Origin of the sequence: Ancylobacter sonchi (assembly GCF_018390695.1) — a bacterium.
Taxonomy (GTDB): domain Bacteria; phylum Pseudomonadota; class Alphaproteobacteria; order Rhizobiales; family Xanthobacteraceae; genus Ancylobacter; species Ancylobacter sonchi.
This window is the reverse complement of the sequence record NZ_JAHBGF010000012.1, coordinates 180,936-202,502: the sequence shown is the minus strand read 5'-3', so window position 1 is coordinate 202,502 and position 21,567 is coordinate 180,936. Positions and strand designations below refer to the sequence as shown.

The window sequence follows — 21,567 nt, the reverse complement described above, 5'->3', positions numbered from 1 at the left end:
GGCTTCCGCGCCCGGCATGGCCGCGTGCTGCTGTTCGACCCGACCAACGCCAAGTCCGCCGCCTATAATCCGCTGCTCGAGGTGCGCCGCGGCGAATGGGAGGTGCGCGACGTCCAGAACATCGCCGACATACTCGTCGATCCGGAAGGCTCCCTGGAAAAGCGAAACCACTGGGAGAAGACCAGCCACGCGCTCCTCGTCGGTGCCATCCTCCACGTTCTCTATGCCGAGACGGACAAGACGCTTGCCGGCGTTGCCGCCTTCCTTTCTGATCCGAAGCGGCCGATCGAGGCCGCGCTCGACGCCATGATGAAGACCGCCCACCTCGGCGAGGCGGGCCCGCACCCCGTCATCGCCAGCGCCGCCCGCGAACTGCTCAACAAATCCGACAATGAGCGATCCGGTGTGCTCTCCACCGCCATGTCCTTCCTCGGCCTGTACCGCGATCCGGTGATCGCCGAGGTGACGCGACGCTGCGACTGGCGCATCGCCGATATCGTCGGCGGAAAGGCTCCCTCGACCCTCTACCTCGTGGTGCCGCCCTCCGACATCAATCGCACCAAGCCGCTAATCCGCCTCCTGCTCAACCAGATCGGTCGGCGCCTCACCGAAGACCTGCAGGCCAAGGGCGGACGCCATCGCCTGCTGCTCATGCTCGACGAATTTCCAGCGCTGGGCCGGCTCGACTTTTTCGAGAGCGCGCTTGCCTTCATGGCCGGCTATGGCCTGAAAGCCTTCCTCATCGCCCAGTCGCTGAACCAGATCGAGAAGGCCTATGGCCCGAACAACTCCATCCTCGATAACTGCCATGTCCGGGTGAGCTTCGCCACGAATGACGAGCGCACCGCCAAGCGCGTCTCCGATGCGCTCGGCACCGCCACCGAGATGAAGGCGATGAAGAACTATGCCGGGCACCGGCTCTCGCCATGGCTGGGTCATCTCATGATCTCGCGCTCAGAAACCGCCCGCCCGTTGCTCACGCCCGGCGAGATCATGCAGCTGCCGCCCACCGACGAGATCGTCATGGTCGCCGGCACACCCCCGATCCGGGCGAAGAAGGCGCGCTACTACGAGGATCCGCGCTTTCGGGATCGACTCCTGCCGCCGCCAACGCCCTCCCGTGGTTCGAATGCCCAATACGATGATTGGACCGCGCTGCCACTGCCAAAGCCACAGGAAGGCACAGGCGGAAGCGCCGCCGTTGAAGGTCGAGACGATGACCAGACCGGATCAGAACCGCGGCACCAGCCCGAGCTCAGCCGCGTGAAGGCGGCCGAGAAAATGCAGCCAATCGAGAACGAGTTCGATTTCGACATAGATCGCGACGACGAGATGGAGGACGTCGCGGCGAGGAACCGGCGCTTGACCCGCCTGATGCAAGGCGTCGCCCGACAGGTCAGCCTCAATCCCAATGACGGCATGGAGCTGTGATCGCCTTGGCAGGTCGCACGAAGAAAGCGCAGATCTCCGTCTATCTCGAGCCCGACATCATGGACATGCTGGCGCACTACGCCGCCCAGCGCGACCAGTCCATGTCCCTGATCGCCCAGGCCGCGATCGCCTCCTTCCTGTCGCCCGACAGTGCCGAGCGTCAGGAGGCCGCTCTTGCCCGGCGCCTCGGCCAGATCGATCGCCGCCTCGCGCGGCTGGAGCGCGACCTTGGCATCTCGACCGACGCCTTCGCCACCTTCATCCGCTTCTGGCTGGCCACCACCCCCGCGCTGCCGGAGCCCGCGGCCCAGGCCGCCCGGGCCAAGGTCTCCGAGCGCTATGCAGCCTACACCAATGCGCTCGGCCGGCGCCTCGCGAAGGGACCGCAACTGCGGCAGGAGATCGTGGAGGATGTTGGGGAGCGGAGATAGGCGGGGGTGGCCGGAGTTGACCCATAGCTGTCCCTCGACTGCCCTTTCAGCGACGTCTGCTCTGCGCCGATACCGTTGAAAAAGTCGGCGTTGTTGCGGGGGTGAAGTCCTGATTCAGTCGTCCTTGGCGATGGAGGGCGAAGCTGATGATGGGGGAGCGGGCGGTGGCGCAGGAGGCGCTGTTCTATGAGTTCAGCCTCGAACGCCACGTGCCGGCCAGTCACTTGATCCGGGCGATCGATCGGTTCGTCGATTTGTCCGGCATTCGTGCGCATCTGCGGCCTTTCTACAGCGAGATCGGTCGTCCCTCCATCGACCCGGAACTGATGATCCGGATGCTTCTCGTCGGCTATTGCTTCGGCATCCGCTGGGAGCGGCGGCTGTGCGAGGAGGTGCATCTCAACCTCGCTTATCGCTGGTTCTGCTGGCTCGGCCTCGAAGGATCAGTTCCCGATCACTCAACTTTCTCGAAGAACCGGCACGGCCGCTTCCGCGATAGCGATCTGCTGCGCGAGCTGTTCGAGACCACGGTCCGGCGCTGCATCGAGGAAGGCCTGGTGGGTGGTGAGGGTTTCGCCGTCGATGCCAGCCTGATCAAGGCAGATGCGAACACCCGACGCGCGCCTTGCGGAGCTTCTCCAGACGCTGCTGAAGCGTGACCGCGTCGGCCATCACGCCCCCTCATTCTGGTAGAGGCCGCGGAAGTCGATGACGCCGCAACCGAAGTCGAGCCCGGCCGCGAACTTCACGGCGCGGGTGTCGAAGTCGATCTCGGTGCGGATCTGCGGCCCCTCGGCGCCGGAGACATAGCCATAGACCACGCTGGGCGCCGCCGCCGGGTCAGCAACGACGTACCAGCCATTGCCGGCGATGTTGGCGTCGGCCACCAGCTCCATGGTGCCCGCCCACGGGTTCACGTCGCCCGCCTTGGTGGCGGTGACGGCGGCGAGGCGGAGGCATGCCAGCGTAGGTGTAGAGGTTGTCAGTCAGGCGACCGGGCGTAAATCGGTATGTGGGGTCTGGAGTAGGTGAATGTGAGCGTCTCGTCGTTCCTAAGACTGACGCGACCGCGACCGATGCCCAATAACCGATCTGTGACCTGCGATACGCAGTACTCCTTTGGCCCGGAGCTGAACTTGCCGATGTCCGCTCACCGGCACCAGGAAAACGACTGGGATCGGCCTATGGCCGCACGTCCTGCATAGCGGTGACGTCGATTTAGGCGAGCCCCTCCGAGCAGGCGGCGGGCGCCTGGTGCCGATCAGCGAGACGTTCATAGTCGCTGCTGCTGGGGCGCGTGCGTGCTAGCCGATTCCGATCTTGCGTCCGACGTTACCAACGACGGCATGCCGCGAGGGTTCAGATTTTAGGAGGATGTGAAACCGTCCCTCGGCAGGTCCAAGGTCAGCGTGGTCGCTGTAGGTTTCGGTCACGCCGCCAGCATCGGCGAAGTCGACCAAGCCCTTATTGATCCTACGTTCGCTCTCGGGTCGCATATAGCACGTCCATTGTGGTGCAGCGGTGCCATCGTTCGCCCACGCGCCGACGCTGGCATCGATGTCGCCTAAGCGACGAACTGCTGCGGCCAGAATCCGATCGCTCGCCATGAGACTTTCAACTTGACCGCGGACCCTTGGAAGAAATTGCAAGTTCGGAAAGAGGTCACTGCGACGAGCCCAGAGATCGACGCCATCCACGACCGCCGGAGGTGGCGGTCTGCGCAAGAACTCCTCGAACGGCGTCGCACCGATTGTCGCCGTCAAGTTCCTTGCTTCGACAGCGAGTCCGGCGAGTTCGCCTGTTTCACGATCCAACTCATAGCGGATCAATCGGACCGGCATGGTGGCGCCCATGGTGCTGGACGCCCGATCAACGGCGACTGATTCGAAGCCCATGTATAGCGCAAGTCCTCGTCCCTGAGCTGTGACCCGGCGACGTCGTCATCATGGATGATCTATCGAGCCATAAGCGCCCTGCCGTCCGTGACCGGATCGAGGCGGCAGGCGCAACGTTGTGCTTCCTTTCCCCCTACAGCCCTGATTCAACCCGACCGAAAAGGCCTTCTCTCGGCTCAAGGCCATGCAGCGAAAGGCAGGCGAGCGTACCGTGAACGGACTGTGGAGCCTCATCGGAAAGCTCGTCGATGTCGTCCAGCCCATGGAGCGTGCCAACTACTTCAACTCGTGCGGATATGGTCCGGACTGATCGAAAAACGCTCTAGACTCAAACCGCACGATTCAATCGGGGCAGGCCACCGCGATCATTCGGGCGCACAAATTGTGGCGGACACGCCGAAGGGGCCGCGATAAGCGCCCCCTCACGCTTTCGAATTACCCGGCGTCGGGATGCATTTCATCCCAGACTGGAGCTATGACCTGCGCCAGTTGCTGAAACAACCGATAGCGCCTGTCATGGACGGCCTTGTCGCGGGCGGACGGTGTGAAGCTTTGCGCAGTCTTCACCATCTGTTCGACACCATGGCCAAGATCGGGGAACAGGCCGGCGCCGACTCCCGCCGCGATCGCCGCACCGAGCGCACCGGTCTGGGTGCACAGGCTGGTGCGGATCGGGATGCCAAGAATGTCGGAGAACATCTGCGGCCAGATCCGACTGCGTGCCGCCCCACCTGACAGCATCACATTCTCGAACCGCGCTCCGGCCGCCCTTAGCTTCTCGACATGCTGGCGATGGCCGAACACCACGCCCTCGAACAGCGCGTAGAGCAGATGCTCCTTATTGTGCCAGCCGGCGATGCCGTAGAAGCCGCCGCGCGCCCGCGCATTGCTGGAGCTGCCATAAATAAAGGGGTGAAACAGCGGCAGATCCGTGGAGGGCGAGACCTTCGCCACAAGCTCGCTGCAGGCCGAGGCGACCGTGCCGGTACCGACCTCAATGCCGCTGCCGAATTCGCGGATGAACCATTCCAGATTGGCCGCCGAGGTCGCGCTCGCTTCCACGGCCATATAGCGGTCCTTCTCGATAATCGAGGTCATGAAGACCAGTTCGTTGAGTACGGGATCGTCAACTACTTCCTGATTGATGCTCCAGGTGCCGGCGACGATGGAAGCCTGCCCGGTGGCAGAGACGCCCGAGCCGATCGCGCTCGCCACGATGTCGATCATGCCGGCCACAACCGGCGTGCCGACGGTAAGCCCGGTCGCCTGCGCGACCTTTTCGCGCACGCCGCCGACAATTTCGCAGCTTTCGCTTAGCGGCGGTAGCAGATGTTCGAGATCACCGACGCCATAGGCCTCCAACATTTCTCCATCATAGCGGCGCTGGGGAAAGCGGATGAGGCCAGCGACGGCGGCATCGGAATAGTCACCGGACAGCTTGCCGGTGAGAAAATGCGTGATCACGTCCTTGCACAGCAGCACCGCATGCGTGCGCGACATGATTTCGGGGCGATGTTCACCGAGCCAACGCATCAGCAGCGGAGTCTGGCCCGCCCAGGGCTGCTGGCGCGACCAGTGATGAATGGTCTCAGTCTTCTCGCCAAGCCGACTAGCGATGCCTTCCGCGCGACGATCGATCGACTGGATGCCGAGCAGCCCGTTGCCGTCGCGGTCGAGCAGATAGGCACCATTGCCATGCCCGGCGGCACCCACTGCCCGAATGCGGACGGGATCGATACCGGATTTCGCGATGCAGGCCTGGATCGCTTCCACGGTGAAGCGGCGGATCTCGTCGATGCTGCGCTCGGCCTGTCCCGGTTCGGGATAGGAGGTCGTGCCCGTTCGCTCCTCGACTGCGAATTCCTTACCTTCGCTGTCGAACAGCACGGCCTTGACCATGGTGTTGCCAGCATCGATCCCGAGCAGATAGTCGCTCATGCATCCTCCCAGTGTGATCATTGGCGGGCCGATACGTGCCGACCCGCCTTGTTCTTTGCTTGGAGCGGAGATCAGGCCGCTTCGTAGATCGCGTTGGCGCGCTCGGCGTCAGCGCCGTCATGAACCATCGCCATCAGCGCCGCGACCACACGGCTCGGATTGGCGTGCTGATAGATGTTGCGGCCGTAGACCATACCCGCCGCACCCTGCTTCATCAGCACGGCGGACTTCTCGAACACCGAGTTGATCTCGCCTTTGCCGCCGCCGCGCACCAGCACCGGCACGCGCGCCGCTTCGACGACCTTGTGGAAGTCCTCGGGATTATCGGTGGGATCGGCCTTGATGATGTCGGCCCCGATTTCCTGCGCGAGGCGCACCAGATTGACGATCTTGGTGGTGTCGCCGTCGACGAGATAGCCGCCGCCCGCGCTCGGCGCCTTAAGGGCCAGTGGCTCAATCATCAGCGGCATGGCGAACTTCTCGCACTCGCGGCGCAAGCGAGCGATGTTCTCGATGCACTGCTTGAACATCTCCGGCTCGTCCGGGAACATGTAGATGTTCACCACCACGGCCGCGGCATCCATCTGCAGCGCGGCGAGGATCGGCTCCTCGGAGTTCTGCAGCGTCGCCCACATGTAGCGATGACGGATGGTGTTATAGCCATTGGCGACGTCGGTACGCATCACCAGCGCCGGCTTCTCCTTGCCGTCGACGTTCTGCAGCAGGTCGGCCTGGCCGTAATTGACCTGGATCGCGTCGGGGCCGGCCTTGACGAGGTCCGCCATCACCTTCTCGATGTTCTCGAGACCGGGATAGAAGGTCGGCTCATTGGCGATGCCGTGATCGATCGCCACGTCGAGACAGCCGCCATTGCGAAACAGCCGGTTCATACGGACCTTGTAGCTACCACTCATGACACTCTCCTTTGATCTTGAAAGTCGCGAACCGTCCGCTGCAGCGTGACAGCATGGTCGCGGGCAAGCCGCGTGATGAAATCGTCGAGGCGCTGATCGCGTTCGGGGACAGACCAGCCCTTGAGACCGGCCAGAATGTCCGCCGCCTCTTCCGCGACGGCGATGTTGAGCCGCCCGGTAATGCCGATCGGGGTCCGGCGCAGTAGCAGGTCGGCCAGCGTCTCAACATCCTCCGTGGCGGCGAGAGTGGCGAATTCCTGACGGCTATAGTCGGGAAGCCCGGCGAGTGGCGTGTCGCCCGAGCGTCCGAGCTCCAGAGCGATGGTCCGGGCATGAGTGCCGTAACGGCCCAGCAGCGCCTCGATGCGCGCCGCCGGCAGGCCGCTGTCGCGGGCGCAACGGGCAACCCACGCGGCCCGTGCCTCGCCGGGCGCGGGATAGTTCTTGCCGCCGCCAATGGCAAGATCGGTGGTTGAGAGGCTGCGCGGGAGCTTCAGCGCGGCGAGCACCTTGTCGGCGACCTGCTCGCCAAAGGCCCGAAAGGTGGTCCATTTGCCACCGACCATGCAGTAGATCGGGAAGGGGCGTTTCTCGGTCGACGGCACCACCGGGATAGAATGGTCGCGCGAGATGCGGCCTGCGACGCTGGCATCGCTCACCGGCAGCGGTCGGGTGCCCGCAAAGGTGTAGACGATCTCGTCGCGGCGGATCGAGAGGTCCGGAAAGATCAGCTGCACCGACTGGAGGATGTAGTCGACCTCGTCATCCTCGCAGCGCAGGCCGTCGGGATCGGTGATCGGGATATCGGTCGAGCCGATCAGTACGCGATCGAAATAGCGGAACAGAATGCAGACGCGGCCTTCCTGGTTCTCGTAATAGACCATCTCGTCGCCGAGCGCGTCGTAGAGCCGGCAGTTGTCGACGATCAGATGCGAGCCCTTGGTGCCACCGATCATGCGCTTCGGCGTCTCGGTGGGCGGGCTCAGCGCCTCATTGGAGAAATCGATCCAGGCGCCGGTCGCGTTCACCACCACATCGGGACGCAGCGCGAACGCGCGGCCCGTCATCACGTCCGTCAGCAGCACGCGCCCGTCCTTCACGCCGGTCATGCGGACATGGTTCAATGCCAGCGCCTTGGGATTGGCCTCCATGGCATCGTGGACCATTTCGACGCCAAGGCGCTCGGGCTGGCTGATCTGCCCGTCATAATAGGTCGCGCTGCAGGCGATGGCCGGATTGAAGTCCGGCCATCGCCGGGAGGTGGCGGCACGTGCAGCGAAGCGGTGCTTTGGCATGGGAGAGGGCGCGGCGAAGATATCGTAGAGCGTGAGGCCAATCTTCACGATCACGCCGCCGCGCCGCGCCTTCTTCTCGGTCAGCCCGAGGAAGCGTTGTAGCGCGCTGGTAATGCCTGAGGTGTAGTCGAACAACGGAACCGTGGTCGGCAGCGGCGAGACGAAATGCGGAGCATTCGCAAGCAGCCGGTTGCGCTCCAGCAGCGATTCCTTGACCAGCTTGAACTCGCCGGTCTCCATGTAACGCAGGCCGCCATGGATCATGCGCGAGAGCGCCCCGCTTGCGGCCTCGCACCAGTCGCCGCGCTCGACCAGCACCACGTCGATGTCCTGGAGCGCGAGTTCGCGAAAGGCCGAGATGCCGTTGATGCCGCCACCGACCACGAGAACGGTGGTCTGCTCACGCTGGGCGAGGGCTTCCAGTCGAGAAGTGCGATTATCCGGTTTTGCGGCCTGCGATCCGGTCATTGCCCGTCCTTCTCGTCGAGACGATCCAGAATCTCGACGGCTGTGTGTTCGTCCGTGGCGAGCGCGTTGAGATAATTGCCGCGCAGGACACTGATGATGGGGGACACCTTGGCACTGCCCGCCGCGATGCCCAGCGTCAGCGGGATACGGGTCAGTTCGTCCGGCGTCATGCAGACGAGCTGGCGGTTCAGCGCGTAAGGCGCGAGCCGACCGGAACCGTCGAGCAGATGCGCCAGAAGCTCCGCCTCGGCGTGGGATTCGCGAATGGCGTCGATGTCGCCCGAAGCTTCCGGCGTCAGGTCGAAATAGCTCGACCCGTCGGCATGGATGGAGCCGACGCCGACCACCGCGATATCGGCATTGCGGGCGCGGTCCAGCGCTTCGATACAGGAGCGGATCTGCATCAATGAATCGCGTTCCGCCGGCGAGGCCGCGAACATTGGCACATGGATCTGGTAGGCTCGGCCGCCGAGCTTCATCGCCAGTTCCGAGGCGAGATGGTTGACGTCGGTATAGTGCTTGCCCTGCACGCCGCCGGTCGCCGGCACCACGCTGATGTCGAACTTCTGATCGGTCTCCAGCGCCTCCACCAGCGCGTTCACGCCCTTGCCGCCAGTGACGCAGATGGTCTGGCCGTCGCGAAGGTTCTCCAGCAGGAAGGACGCCGCCGCCTTGCCCGCCGCCTTCAGCCGCGAGGGATCGTCCAGTGTCGCGCTCGGCGCCGCGACGACCTCGCTCAGCCCAGTGCGCTGGACCAGCATGCGTGCCGTGTCGAAGGCGGACTGGAACGGGCTTCTAATAGTGATCTCGACCATGCCGAGATCGCGGCCCTGCTTGATGATGCGATTGACGCTCGCCACGGAGAGATTGGTCCGTGTGGCAATGTCGATCTGCTTCATGCCCTCGATGAAGTGCATCGTGAGAATACGATGCATCCGTCGCACGGCATCGAAACTTTCGCGGTCGGCTGCGCTCACTCGTTCATCCCTTATTTCGCGCGATAGCGGTTGAGGAGATGATCGAAGGATACGGCAGCCAGCAGGATGATGCCCTTGATCATCTCCTGCCAATACGCGGAAACATTCAGAAGGATCAGCGAACTGCTGACGATAGAGAGCAGGGCGATGCCGAGCACGGCGCCGAAGATCGAGCCGGTACCGCCCTTGAGGCTGGCGCCGCCGATCACCGCCGCGGCGATCACGTTCAGCTCCATGCCGATGCCGAAATTGGGCGTCGCCGAGCCGAGGCGGGCCATGTAGACGATGCCGGCGATACCGGCCAGCACCGAGCACAGCACGGTGACGAGGAACTTGACCTTGTCGACCTTCACACCGGAATAGGCCGCTGCCTTCTCATTGCTGCCCGTATAGAACACCTGCCGGAAGGCGGTGGCGTTGCGCAGCAGGAAGTCGAACACCAGCGCGATCACCACAAACAAGATGATGACGAAGGGAATGTCGTAGACGCTGCCCTGGCCGACGAATTTGAACTCCTTCGGCAGAGAGAACAGCGACAGCGGCGAGCCATTGGTGATGACCATGCACAAGCCGCGCACGATCACCATCGCCGCCAGCGAGGCGATGAAGTGGCTGAGCCCGATGCGGGTGACGCACAGGCCCATGCCGACGCCCACCGCCGCCGCCGCCGCAACGCCGCCGAGGCTGGCGATCCACGGATCCATGCCGCTGAGGAAGAGCTGACCGGCCACCACCATCGACAGGCAGACCACCGCGCCCACGGACAGGTCGAGCCCCCCGACGATCAGCAGAATGGTCATGCCGACCACAACGATGCCCTCGATGGAGAAGGAGAGCAGCATGGTCTTGATGTTGGAGACGGTGAGAAAATAGGGCGAGGCAAAGCTCATCACCATGAACAGGATCACGATAATGGCGAGCAGCCCGGCTTCGCGATGTCCGGTCAGCGTGACGAGAAAGGAGCGTGCCGGGGCGCCGGCAGTTTCGGTGGCGCTGCCGCTGGTGTGATGTCCGATGGCCATGGGTGTTCTCTCGATCCTTCAGGGCGTCAGGCGGCTGCGCGAGCTTGGGGTTGCAGGCCAGAGGCAAGGGTTATGATGTGTTCCTCAGTCATCAGCGGTCCGTCGGTGACTTCGCCGACGATGCGCCCCTCATGGACGACGAGGATGCGGTCGCAGAGCCCGATCAGCTCGGGCAGTTCCGAGGAAATGACGGCAATGCCGGTGCCGGAGGAGGCGAGCTCGCGCAGGATCTCGTAGATCTCGGCCTTGGCGCCGACATCGACGCCGCGCGTCGGCTCGTCGAGGAAAATCACCGACGGGTTGACCGACAGCATCTTGGCGATCGCCACCTTCTGCTGGTTGCCGCCCGAGAGCGAGGAGACGGGATCGGTGATCCGGCCGCGCTTCAGTCCCACCTTGCGGCCCAGCGCATCGGCGAAATCGCGCTCACGCGACTGGTCGATCAGCCCAAGGCGCGATACCAGCGAGGGGCGCAGCGCGGTAACGTTCTGCGAGATCGGCAGATCGACGAATACGCCGGAACCCTTGCGGTCTTCCGAGAGATAGACGATGCCGCTGCGGATGCTCTGGTCGTAGCTTCGCTGGGGCACCGGCACGCCATTGAGCGCGATCTCGCCGCTGGAGCGGGTGCGCAGACCGCACACCGCTTCGGCGATCTCGGTGCGCCCCGCGCCGATCAGCCCGGCAAAGCCGAGGATCTCGCCATGACGCAGCTCGAAGGCGACATCGTGGAAACGGTGGCCATCCGTGAGCGCACCGACGGCGAGCACCGGCGTCTTGCCCGACAGATATTCCGCCTTGTGCGGAAACAGACGCGACAGTTCGCGCCCGACCAACCGGTTGACCACCACTTCCGGGGTGAGGTCGGCGATGGCGTCGGTGCTGACATGATTGCCGTCGCGCATCACGGTGATGCGGTCGCATAGCGAGAAGATCTCCGCCATACGGTGGCTGATATAGACTAGCGACATGCCCTTCGCGCGCAGATCCCGCAGAATGCCGAATAGGCGCTGCGCTTCCGGCTCGGTGAGCGCGGCGGTCGGTTCGTCGAAGATCAGCACTCGGCAGTCAAGGGTGAGCGCCTTGGCGATCTCAACGAGCTGCTGCTGGGAAATGGAAAGGTCGCCTACCAGCGTGTCGACCGGGATCGGCTGAAGCCGGTTCATCACCTCCTGCGCGCGACGGCGCAGATCCTTGAAGTTCATGAACAGCTTGCCGCTGGTGGCGGTCACGCTCATGAACAGGTTCTCTGCGATGGAGAGGTCCGGACAGAGCGCGATTTCCTGATGCACCAGACCGATGCCCAGCGATTGCGCGGCCGAAGGGCCATCGATGCTAACCTGGTGGCCATCGACGAAGATGCGGCCGGAGTCCGGCTGCAGGATGCCGTCGACGATGTTCATCAGCGTCGATTTGCCGGCGCCGTTCTCGCCGGCCAGCGCATGGATCTCGCCGGCGCGCAGCTCGAACTGCGCGCTCTTCAGCGCCCGTACCGGGCCGAAGGATTTGGTGATGTTCTCAAGCCGCAGGCGAGGCGGAGTTTCGAGCTCGCGAGCCATGTCAAGCGTCCCTGCGTTCACCGTCGGGGAAGATAACTGTGGCGTCGCGACCGGCGGACGCCACAGCGGGGTTCAGTTGGCTGCCTGCTGGCGGCGCGCCTTGTAGGCGGGCCAGCGGAAGTCGTCGGCATTCTCCTTGGTGACGATGGCGAAGCCGTTGTCGATGACCGGCATGGTGAACGGGTTGTCACCGGTGCGCTTGTAGTCGTTCATCGGATCGATGAGATCGGGATGAGCGGCGAGAAACAGCGCCATGAAGCCCATATAGCCCTGCACCCCCTGGTTTGGGTTGATGGCGCCGAACATGTCGCCGGCCTTGATCAGGTCGAGCACCTTCTCGTTGACGTCGACGGTCATCACCTTGATGCCCTTGTTCAGCTCGACGGCGGCCTGCGCTGCGCCGATCGCCGAGGTGGCTTCCGGCATGAACACCGCGCCGAGATTCGGATTGGCCTGGGCGAGGCTCAGCACTGACTGATACGCCTTGTTGGCATCCTGGTTGGTCACGGCGCGGCCCACCAGCTTCATGTCGGGATAGGCGGCTTTCATGCGGTCGACGAAGGCGGTCACGCGGCGATCGTGATTGTCCTGGCCGGGATTCTCCAGCACCGCATATTCGCCCTTGCCGCCCAACGCCTTGGCGATGGCATCGGCCGCTGCCGCGCCTTCGCGGCGATTGTCGGAGGTGACGTAGGCGACGCGCGCGCTGTTGGGGCTGTCGGCGGCGAAAGTGACGACCGGGATGCCGGCCTCATGGGCGCGCTGGATCGGCTCGATGAACGGATCGGCGTTCATCGGGTGCAGCAGGATGCCCTTGGGCTGGCGCGGCAGGATCTGCTCGAACGACATGAGCTGCTTGGTCACGTCATATTCCGGCGTGCCGGTGTATTCGGCCTTGCAGCCGAGCTGCTCGGCGGCCTGCTTGAACATCTCGAACACCGGCTGCCAGTACTCGATGCCGCTGACCATCACATTCATGTAGTAGGTCTCGCCCGGCTGGCAGCGGAACTGAGGTTTGTCGGCAGCAGAGGCCGAGCCGCCGGCGAAGGGCAGCACGAGCGACGCGGCAAGAACGGCGAATTTCATCTTCATCAGGCATCTCCATGAGCAAGCAAACCCGTGGCAGCTCAAGGCCGCATCAGGCGCATTCTTTCCATGGAAGCGGAGCGGGAGCCCGCAGGCTCCGAACAACACGCTTCCTCCCCAAGTCGCCTTCCGGGTGAACCCGAAAGGTGTGTGAAAAATTTTTCACACACTGATTTTTTTATCGTGGCGGCAAGCTGCTGGAGAAAGCGGTCGATGTCAAGCGCATCGAACCTCCTGGCTGTCGAAAGCCAGCATGCCGCTGGCCTGCCTGCCGAAATGCGGTCCTCCTAGAATTAGGATTCTGGCCTTTGGAGGCTGGCGTTATGGCGAGGAAGGCAAGCCTGAAGAGATTGTCGGGAAGCTCCGGCAGGTCGACGTGTTGGTCTTACAGGGACGGCCGGTTGCAGAGGCGATCCGGATGATTGAGGTGACGGCGTCTACCTGTACTTGCGGGTGCAGGGAGTTCGGCAGTCTGAATAGTGACCTGAAGGATCTGGAAAAGTAGAACGAAGGCCGGCCCAAAGCAGTCTCGGACCTGACACCGTAGAAGCGGATCTGGCCTGCTGCCGGTTCTGTGAACACGAGATTAAGCTAATCTAGCTCGTTCCTCGAACTCGACAGTGCTGAGATGTCCCAGTGTCGAGTGCCTGCGCCGACGTTATAGAAGCGCTCGATATAGTCAAACACATCGGCTATGGCCTCGTCCCTCGTCCTGTAGACCTTGCGGGCTGTCCGCTCGGTCTTGAGCGACGAGAAAGAGCTTTCTATCGCGGCATTGTCCCAGACGTTGCCGGCCCGGCTCATCGAGCATGTGATGCTGTGATCGGTCATCAGGTGCTGGAACTGCTCGCTCGTATATTGGCTGCTCTGGTCGCTGTGATGCAGCAGGCTGTCCGGCTTGCCGCGGCGCCAGATCGCCATGATGAGAGCATCGGTGACGAGCTGTGCCGTCCCGCCTTTATCGCCCAGCCGACAACACGTCGTGAGAACAGGTAGACGACGGCGGCAACGTAGAGCCACCCCTCCGCGGTCCAGATGTAGGTGAAGTCCGTCACCCATTTCTGGTTCGGAGCCGAGGCCTCGAAGGCGCGGTCGAGCAGATTGTCCGACGCGGTTGCTCGCACGCCGCTATCCTTCGGCAGCCCCCAACGGCGCGGCCGGGCCCGCAACCCATTCTTTTGCATGAGCCGTTCGACCCTATGCAGCCCGCAGGAAAGCCCTTCCGCGAGCACATCTTGCCAGACGCGCCGTGCACCATAGGTTCGATCGCTGCTCTTGAAGCTTCGGTCGACTGCCGTCGTGAGCATCTCATCGTGCCGGGTATGCGTGCTGGGGCTGCGGTTGAGCCAAGCATGAAAGCCCGAGCGAGAGACGTTCAGAGCGTCGCATAGCCATGCCACCGGCAAGATGTGATGGTGCTTCGCGATGAAGGCGAACCTCATGTTGCCTCTCTCGCGAAGAAGGCTGCGGCCTTTTTTAGGGTATCGCGCTCCGCCTTCAGCTTGGCCACTTCCCTGCGCAGCCGGTCAATCTCGAGCTGCTCGGGTCTCGTCGGACCATGGCCGGGAAATGCATGCTGAGGATCCGCCTTCGCCTCACGGACCCATTTACATAGCACGTTCTCGCGGAGATCCAGGCCGCGGGCAGCCTGCGCAACCGCAACGCCCCGATCCTTCACCAACCTCACAGCCTGAAGCTCGAACTCGCGGCTGAACCTCCGTCGTTGCATTCCTGCTCTCCAGTCCCGTTGAACACCTTATCTCGGTGTCCACGAAACCGGCAGCTGGCCAGAGGGACCCGGCTGGCGTGCCCAGCAACAGGCCGCACCGCTAGGTGGCCTCTATGGCCCGACCGATGAGCTCCGGTGATACGTCGTCATCATAACTCGCGAGCAGTTCATCGAGCGGGCCGAGCGTTGTGTTCCAGTCAGTCTCTCGCCCGACGTGCTCGCGCACTACGAAGGCAGGGCCCATATAGAAACGCTCATACTGCGCATGCCGGCCGGCGAAATCGCTGCCGATCAAGTCCCATGCGAGCTTGAACAGCTTCATGCGCTCGCGCGCGCTCCAGCCATTTCCGGCCCAGTTCGCGGCGAACAGCGCGGAAGTTTCGGGAGCGGCCGCGACACTGATATCGGCGGGCATCTGAAGAACGCTCCCCCCCATCAACTCCCGCACACGACTGCAGATCTTGTCGTAATTCTGCGTCGCCCAGTAGATCGAGGCATACATAGAGCGGCGATTGAAACAGGCGAACCCATCGGAAAGCCGCTCGTGACCCTGAATTTGCCCGTCGATGAGAGCAGCGATCAGCGCCTCCTGCGCGGATAGATGATTGATCGTGTCGCGCACCGCCGGCACCTTGTCGGTTCCCATGCATTGCGTGATGCGACAGGCGAGCGCGAGCATCAGCTGAATCTTGGCGCGGTAGCGCACGCTCGACTGGTGGTTCGACAGCGCATGAGCCGGAGTGTCGAAATAGATGCCACGTGACCACGCGACATCATCGAGCGTGAAGATGCGCTCCCACGGAACCTTCACCTCCTGGCAGATCACGACGCAGTCCGACTCGTCGAAATGCGTCGACAGCGGGTTCTCAAAGCTACCCTGGCCGTAAAACGCATAGGCCTTGCGCGACCAGAGGCTGAGGCCCGGCGTGTTGACCGGCAGGACGCAGGTGATCGATGCCGTCTTCTGATCCGGCGCCAGCGGCAGGATGTTGCCGATCCACAGTTCATGGGCGAAGGCGGCGCCGGTAGCCAGCATCTTCATGCCGCTGACGATCACGCCGCCGTCATAATCGCCGATCACCCGCAGCGTCGGCACATCCTCGCTGTCCCGACCGAAGCGGGCCGGATCGCGAGTGCCCTGGGGCGGGGCGACCGCGTGGGCAAGATTAAGGTCGTTGCGGCGGCAGAACTCGTAATAGCGTGTCACGTTCTCCGAGAAGCGGTGCTCACCCCGGTCGAACCGGTCCGGCTGCATCGCGGCGCCGGTGATGTAGCCGCCGACGAAATCCGGCGAGCGCCCGAGCAGACCGAAGGACAGCTCGGCGATGATCGCACTGCAACGGCTGCGCCGCTCAAGATCCGCGCGGGAACGCGGCATCAGATAGTAGGAGGCGAACGACTCGCCATCCTCCTCGCTCACCAGCCATGGCCGGTAGCGAGGATCCTGCCGCGCGTCCCATAGCCGGGCGAAGGACCGCGCCGAGGCGGAAAAACCCGGATGGCTGGTCACGTCGTCGACCTTTTCTCCCCCAAGATAGATGGTGCGCCCGTCACGCAGACTTTCGAGATATTGCGTACCGGTCAGCATGCGAGCCCCCTTCAGTTCGCGCGACCGGCGGCGCCGGCGACGAGGCGGTTCAGCGCGATGCGGGCGAACAGGCTGGCGCCGACCGTGAGGATGTCGTCGTCGAGTACGAAGCCCGGATGATGAAGGGGGACGTCGCCGCCGTGGCCGAGCCAGGCATAACAGCCGGGCACCACGCGCAGCATGTCGGCGAAATCCTCGCTGGCCATGATGGGGCGCCGATCGGTCAGCACGCCGGCTTCGCCGACAATGTCCAATGCCGCGCCGGCCAGAGCCGCCGTCGGGCCCGCATGATTGACCAGCACGTCGAAGGCCGGCCGCAGATCGAGCTCGATCGCCACATCATGGCTCGCCGCGACGCCTTCGACCACCGCAGCAATCCGCTTGCGCATCAGTTTCATGACGTCCTGACTGAAGGCACGCAGCGTTCCCCGCAGCAGCGCTTCGTCCGGCAGTACATTGTAGGCTTCCCCCGCATTCAGGGCGGTGACGGAGATGACCGCCGCCTCAAACGGATCGACATTGCGCGCGGGAATGGTTTGCAGTGCCTGGACGAGAGCCGCCGCGGCCACGACTGGATCCCTCGCCAGATGCGGCATGGCGGCATGGGCGCCGATACCGCGAATGCGGATGTCGAACAGATCGGCCGCCGCCATGGCCGGCCCATCGAACACCGACAGCTCGCCGGGCTTCAGCCAGGGCGCATTGTGAAGCGCATAGATCTCGTCGAGCGGAAAGCGGTCAAAAAGGCCGTCGGCGAGCATCGCGCGTGCGCCACCCAATCCCTCCTCCGCCGGCTGGAAGATCAGCACCACGCGCCCGGCGAAGTCACGGTTCGCTGCCAGATGGCGTCCGGCGCCGAGCAGCATGGTGGTGTGGCCATCATGACCACAGCCATGGAACCGGCCGGCAATGGTCGAGCGGAAGGGCAGATCGGTCATTTCCTGCATCGGAAGAGCATCCATGTCGGCGCGAAGGCCGATACGGCTTCCTTGCCCTCGCACTCCCTCCACGACACCGACCACGCCGGTGCCGCCGATCCCTTGGTGGACCTCGATACCCCACGAAACCAGCAGCTCGGCGATACGCGCGGAGGTTCGATTCTCCTCGAACCCGATCTCTGGATAGGCGTGCAGATCGTGACGGATGGCGCGCAACTCACCATCCATCTCGGCGATATCGGCGATGACGGGCACGGGAAACTCCTCGAAATGGCTTGGGGGCGCTCAGAAGGGCCGGCGGGGGGCGCTCGCATCGGTCGTCCCGGATATGGAACGTCCCGCTAACTGGCGCAGCAGCGGACCGACCCAGTCGATTTCGCGATCCCCCACCAGGCCGCCGCGCCGGAAAATCAGCATGGCCAGCATGAACAGGGCGAGAGCCACGCCCTGCGCGCCCGCCGGCATGCTGATCGCGAAGCCACCGATGTCGACGCCCCCCTGCAGGCGGCGGAACAACTCGACCACGGTCGAAATGACCACGACGCCAGCGACCGCGCCCGACAGCGACCGCACGCCCCCGATCACCAGCATGGCGATCAGCATGAAGGTCATGTCCAGGAAGAAGGTGTCCACTGAGATCGTGCCGAGCAGACTGCCATAAAGCGCCCCGGCGATCCCGAGAAAGGCGGCGCTGATGACGAAGGCAATGAGCCGCTGCAGGTACACGTTGACGCCTGCCGCTCTCGCGGCGGGCTCATCCTCGCGGCTCGCCCGAAGCGCGAGGCCGAAGCGCGAGGTCTGGTAGAGAAGGGCGCAGGCGACGGTCACGCAGACCCAAGCATAGCCGACCATCGGCGTGACATAAGTTGGAAGGCCGACGATGGAGCCTACGCCCTGCGTGTAGCGATCCGCGTTCGAATAGACCACGTTGATGATGAACAGCAGGGCAAAACTCGCAATACTGGCGGCGATGCCATTGAGACGGAGGATGACGAGTCCCGCCGCCAGGGCCGCCACCGCCGCGAGCGCGCCCGAGGCGAGGCTGGCGGGAAAATTCGGCACGGTGTTCCGCAGCAGTATGTCGGGTAGGCCGGACATCACGATCGGCTTCAGCATCTCGCAGCAGGTCTGCCACGCCGCCGCATAGGCGCCGATTGCCATAAAGGCGACGTGCCCGAAGGACATGATCCCGGAATTGCCGATGAAGATGTAGAGGCCGACCACCGCCACGATCTTGATCAGCGCCTCGATGGCGGCCTGTTCAAGCACCATGGAGCCCGTGAACGACAACAGCAGTACTGCCCCCCCGAGCGGAATGAGCAGGCTGAGTGCAGGCCCGGCGGAAGACAGGGCGGCAAGGAAGGAACGCGCGTTCATATTAGCTCCTCACACGCGCTCGCGGGCCGCGCGCGAGCGCGCGATCCCCTCGGGCCGTACTAGAAGGACGAGAATGACGAGGCCGAAGACGAAGGCATCGCGAAACGGCCGCAGATCTCCCGGCAGCCACGCCTGGAGCAACTGGCTGGCGGCACCGACCAGGAAGCCACCAAGCGCCGCACCCGCAAGGCTGCCCATGCCGCCGATGACGGTGGCGAAGAAGCCGTAGATCACCGGCATCACGCCCATGCGATAGTCGAGAGTGCCGGTCTGGACGACGATGAGCAGAGCGGAGACCGCGCCAAGTGCTCCACTGATGGCGAAGGCGAGCGCGATCACCCTGTTGGCGCGCACACCCAGAAGTTGCGCCATGCCGAAATCCTCGGCGGCCGCCCGCATCTCGATGCCCAGTGACGTCCGGCGTAGAAACAGGATCAGCGCGAGCCCGCAGATGGCCGCGGTCGCCATGGTGACAAGCTGGATGCCAGGTACGCGCAGATCGCCTATCGCGACGGCGGCGGCGAGCGAGGAGCCGAAATCCACCGATTTCGGGCGGCTATTGTAGACTAGCATCATCGTCTGCTGGAACAGGAAGCTGAGCGCAAAGGACGAGATGAGCAGCGTCGAGGGGTCGGTCTGGCGTAGCGGACGGAACGCGGCGCGTTCGGTGGCCAGCGCGACCAGCACCACGATCAACATGATCCCGCCGATCGCCAGCGGTACCGGCCACAGGCCAATGAACAGTGTCGGCGTCGCCGCGGCGGAGGGCACGATGAGCGCGTAGGCGCCGATGGTGATGTAGTCGCCCTGAACGAAGTTGATGAGACGCATGACACCGAAGACCAGGCCGATGGCGAGGGCGACGAGTGCATAGAGGCTGCCGGTACTGGCCGCGTCGATGAGAACCTGCATGAAACGGCGATCTCCGTGGGCTTTAGCGGGCCGGCGCCGGGGCGGCACGCGTGCCGAGATAGGCGCGCCGCACGTCTTCATTTGCCTGGATGGCGTGGGGCACGCCCTCGGCGATCGGGCGACCGCCGTCGAGAACGAGAATGCGTGAGCACGCACGCATCACCACATCCATGTTGTGCTCGATGAGGAGCACCCCGCAGCCCCAACGCTCGGGCATGGCGCAGATGAGCCCGACGAGCGACTCGCACTCCTCGGCATTCATTCCGGCGGCGGGTTCGTCGAGCAGCACAAAGGCCGGCCGCGAAACTAGCGCCCGCGCCATGGCAATGCGGCGCTGGTCACCGTAATTGATCGACTGGCCGGACTTGCCGGCGGCGGACGCGCACCCGATCCATTCTAGGGCGTCGAATGCCTGCGCGCGCGCCTGCCGAAGCGGCACACCGGAGCCGAGGGCGGCGACCGTCACATTCTCCAGCGCCGTCAGCGCGGGAAACACGCGGGCCGCTTGGAAGGTGCGGGTGACGCCGATTCGGGCGACCTGATGGGATGCCCAGCCTTTGAGACTGCGCCCATTCACCAGCGCCTCGCCCTCGGTCGGCTCCTGAAAGCCGGTGAGGACGTTGACCAGCGTACTCTTTCCCGCGCCGTTCGGGCCGATCAGTCCGAAGACCTCCCTCCGGTGGATGGCCAGATTGACGTTGCTCAGCGCGACGACGCCGCCAAAGCGAACGACGACGCCGCGCGCCTCGAGTGCGTCGGAAGCCTCCGACGCCCCGGTAAGCGGATATTCGGCACTCATTCGCCGATACGGAACAGGAGTTGCGTGGAGGGGATGATCTCGTTGCGCCACACTTCCAGCGACCTGTGCTTGCCGCCCTGGACTTCCATGACCAGCAGCGGCCGGTTCACCTGGATATGGAGGTCCTTGGAGTAGGAGGTCGGTCCGACGGTGAGCGGCTCGTCCTTGAAAGCCTCCAGCTCGGCGACCACGGCCTTGGCATCGGTGCTCTTGGCCCGCTCGACGGCCTTCGCCCATTGTTCGATCAGGCTGTAGCCGAGAACGGAATAGGCCGATTCAGGCCGAGCGCCGTACTTCTTGGTGAACTTGTCGAGGAAGACGTTCAGTTCCGGTCGCGGATCGTCACCGAAGATGGACATGAAGGTCGGTACGTAGAAATTGCTGAGGTTCGGCACCGCGCCGAGCCAGTAGTCATCGGTCATGCCGACATTGGCAAGGATCGGCACGTCGATGCCCGCCGCGCGCAGCTGGCGGGTCACGCTCGCGCCGCCCGGCGTGAAGCTGCACATGTAGATGGCGTCTGGCGCCGGGGAGGTCGACTTGATGCGGGTGATCTGCGCGGCGATCGAGGGATCGTCGTTCTTGAACACGTCGGAGCCCGCGATCGGATGGTCCGGTGAGAGCTTCTTCCAGGCGGAACGGAAGCCGGCGCAGCCGGACTTGGAATATTCGATGCTCTGGTCCTCGAGCACGTAGGGATTGCGAATCCCCTTCCGCTTGAAGGCCCATTCGGCCATGTCGATGCCCTCGACCTGGGCCGCGCCATTGGCGGTGAAGACGAGATTGCCCACGCCCTGCACGCCCATCTTGGGATCGGCCGCGCCGAGGCTGAAGGCGGGAAGGCCGGCGCGCTGGGCCGCGAGACCGGCAGGGGCGCCGAAATCGTAGTCCGCGGAGATGACGAGCAGGTCCACCCCCTTCTGCACCAGTTCGGTGCCAGCCTTGGCCGCCTGTTCGCGCTCGGTCTTGGTGTCGGCGATGACGGTCTCGATCTTCCGGCCCAACAGACCGCCGGCGGCGTTGATCTCTTCGATCTTCAGCAGCGCCGCCTTGAGGGGCGGACCATCATAGGCGTTCATCCATCCGCTTTCCGCGACGGCGAAACCGATGCGGATCGGCTCCTGAGCCTGCGCCACGCCGACCCACATTACGGCGGCGGCGAATGCCGCCATTCCCGATTTCAGCATTTTCATCTCTTGTTCCCCATC

General features: G+C 63.9%; 17 protein-coding genes and 4 pseudogenes. 5 read left to right on the top strand and 16 right to left on the bottom strand.

Going from position 1 to position 21,567, the window contains the following annotated elements; genetic code table 11:
- From traG to KHC28_RS06130, 3 genes and pseudogenes are all read left to right on the top strand, one after another.
- The coding region (gene traG / locus KHC28_RS06140; protein ID WP_214007450.1) for an IncP-type conjugal transfer protein TraG at positions 1-1,431 on the top strand (1,431 nt) is incomplete at its 5' end.
- Between the two features lie 5 nt (positions 1,432-1,436).
- Positions 1,437-1,862: a CopG family transcriptional regulator gene (locus tag KHC28_RS06135; protein WP_214007449.1), complete on the top strand. Its 426-nt coding sequence runs from the start codon at positions 1,437-1,439 to the stop codon at positions 1,860-1,862.
- Between the two features lie 146 nt (positions 1,863-2,008).
- Positions 2,009-2,506: pseudogene (locus KHC28_RS06130) on the top strand (transposase); the annotation flags it as partial.
- A 27-nt stretch (positions 2,507-2,533) separates the two neighbouring features.
- Here KHC28_RS06130 and KHC28_RS06125 read toward each other — a convergent pair.
- Both KHC28_RS06125 and KHC28_RS06120 read right to left on the bottom strand, forming a co-directional pair.
- Positions 2,534-2,827, bottom strand: a complete 294-nt coding sequence (locus tag KHC28_RS06125) for a phage major capsid protein (RefSeq protein ID WP_446680405.1) — start codon at positions 2,825-2,827, stop codon at positions 2,534-2,536.
- 339 nt (positions 2,828-3,166) lie between these two features.
- Positions 3,167-3,715: a hypothetical protein gene (locus tag KHC28_RS06120; protein ID WP_214007448.1), complete on the bottom strand. Its 549-nt coding sequence runs from the start codon at positions 3,713-3,715 to the stop codon at positions 3,167-3,169.
- On the opposite strand from KHC28_RS06120, the pseudogene KHC28_RS06115 reads away from it, so the two are divergent.
- A pseudogene (locus KHC28_RS06115) lies at positions 3,687-4,067 on the top strand (transposase); the annotation flags it as partial. The gene KHC28_RS06120 and the pseudogene KHC28_RS06115 overlap by 29 nt on opposite strands.
- Positions 4,068-4,192: 125 nt before the next feature.
- On the opposite strand, the gene KHC28_RS06110 reads toward KHC28_RS06115, so the two are convergent.
- The 7 genes from KHC28_RS06110 to KHC28_RS06080 form a co-directional block, all read right to left on the bottom strand.
- Positions 4,193-5,695: an FGGY-family carbohydrate kinase gene (locus tag KHC28_RS06110; RefSeq protein ID WP_214007447.1), complete on the bottom strand. Its 1,503-nt coding sequence runs from the start codon at positions 5,693-5,695 to the stop codon at positions 4,193-4,195.
- A gap of 71 nt (positions 5,696-5,766) precedes the next feature.
- Positions 5,767-6,609 carry a class I fructose-bisphosphate aldolase gene (locus KHC28_RS06105; protein WP_214007446.1) on the bottom strand — a complete coding sequence of 281 codons (843 nt, stop codon included), beginning with the start codon at positions 6,607-6,609 and terminating at the stop codon, positions 5,767-5,769.
- Entirely contained in the window at positions 6,606-8,372 is a 1,767-nt protein-coding gene (locus KHC28_RS06100; RefSeq protein WP_214007445.1) for a glycerol-3-phosphate dehydrogenase/oxidase, read from the bottom strand. Before KHC28_RS06100 ends, KHC28_RS06105 begins: the two co-directional genes overlap by 4 nt.
- The gene (locus tag KHC28_RS06095) at positions 8,369-9,307 is read right to left on the bottom strand and encodes a sugar-binding transcriptional regulator (protein WP_214007444.1); all 939 of its coding nucleotides are present in this window, start codon (positions 9,305-9,307) and stop codon (positions 8,369-8,371) included. Before KHC28_RS06095 ends, KHC28_RS06100 begins: the two co-directional genes overlap by 4 nt.
- 53 nt (positions 9,308-9,360) lie before the next feature.
- The gene (locus KHC28_RS06090; RefSeq protein ID WP_214007443.1) at positions 9,361-10,371 is read right to left on the bottom strand and encodes an ABC transporter permease; all 1,011 of its coding nucleotides are present in this window, start codon (positions 10,369-10,371) and stop codon (positions 9,361-9,363) included.
- Positions 10,372-10,397: 26 nt separating this feature from the next.
- The gene (locus tag KHC28_RS06085; protein WP_214007442.1) at positions 10,398-11,930 is read right to left on the bottom strand and encodes a sugar ABC transporter ATP-binding protein; all 1,533 of its coding nucleotides are present in this window, start codon (positions 11,928-11,930) and stop codon (positions 10,398-10,400) included.
- Between the two features lie 72 nt (positions 11,931-12,002).
- The gene (locus tag KHC28_RS06080) at positions 12,003-13,022 is read right to left on the bottom strand and encodes a substrate-binding domain-containing protein (protein ID WP_214007441.1); all 1,020 of its coding nucleotides are present in this window, start codon (positions 13,020-13,022) and stop codon (positions 12,003-12,005) included.
- A gap of 295 nt (positions 13,023-13,317) precedes the next feature.
- Between KHC28_RS06080 and KHC28_RS27955 the strand changes: the two are divergent.
- Positions 13,318-13,518: pseudogene (locus tag KHC28_RS27955) on the top strand (hypothetical protein); the annotation flags it as partial.
- Between the two features lie 84 nt (positions 13,519-13,602).
- Here the strand turns inward: KHC28_RS27955 and KHC28_RS27950 are convergent.
- The 7 genes and pseudogenes from KHC28_RS27950 to KHC28_RS06045 all read right to left on the bottom strand — a co-directional run bounded on the left by KHC28_RS27950 (position 13,603) and on the right by KHC28_RS06045 (position 21,546).
- Positions 13,603-14,745 (bottom strand): annotated as a pseudogene (locus KHC28_RS27950) (IS3 family transposase).
- A 100-nt stretch (positions 14,746-14,845) separates the two neighbouring features.
- Positions 14,846-16,333, bottom strand: coding sequence for a 4-hydroxyphenylacetate 3-hydroxylase family protein (locus KHC28_RS06070; RefSeq protein ID WP_214007440.1), 1,488 nt, complete (start codon positions 16,331-16,333; stop codon positions 14,846-14,848).
- Positions 16,334-16,344: 11 nt separating this feature from the next.
- The gene (locus KHC28_RS06065; protein ID WP_376772611.1) at positions 16,345-17,526 is read right to left on the bottom strand and encodes an amidohydrolase; all 1,182 of its coding nucleotides are present in this window, start codon (positions 17,524-17,526) and stop codon (positions 16,345-16,347) included.
- A 30-nt stretch (positions 17,527-17,556) separates the two neighbouring features.
- Positions 17,557-18,648 (bottom strand): branched-chain amino acid ABC transporter permease, encoded by a 1,092-nt coding sequence (locus tag KHC28_RS06060; RefSeq protein ID WP_214007439.1) that lies wholly within the window; start codon positions 18,646-18,648, stop codon positions 17,557-17,559.
- 9 nt (positions 18,649-18,657) lie between these two features.
- On the bottom strand, positions 18,658-19,560 hold the full coding sequence (locus KHC28_RS06055; RefSeq protein WP_214007438.1) for a branched-chain amino acid ABC transporter permease: 903 nt from the start codon (positions 19,558-19,560) through the stop codon (positions 18,658-18,660).
- 22 nt (positions 19,561-19,582) lie between these two features.
- On the bottom strand, positions 19,583-20,359 hold the full coding sequence (locus KHC28_RS06050) for an ABC transporter ATP-binding protein (protein ID WP_214007437.1): 777 nt from the start codon (positions 20,357-20,359) through the stop codon (positions 19,583-19,585).
- The gene (locus KHC28_RS06045; protein ID WP_246564387.1) at positions 20,356-21,546 is read right to left on the bottom strand and encodes an ABC transporter substrate-binding protein; all 1,191 of its coding nucleotides are present in this window, start codon (positions 21,544-21,546) and stop codon (positions 20,356-20,358) included. Before KHC28_RS06045 ends, KHC28_RS06050 begins: the two co-directional genes overlap by 4 nt.
- Positions 21,547-21,567: the final 21 nt, after the last annotated feature.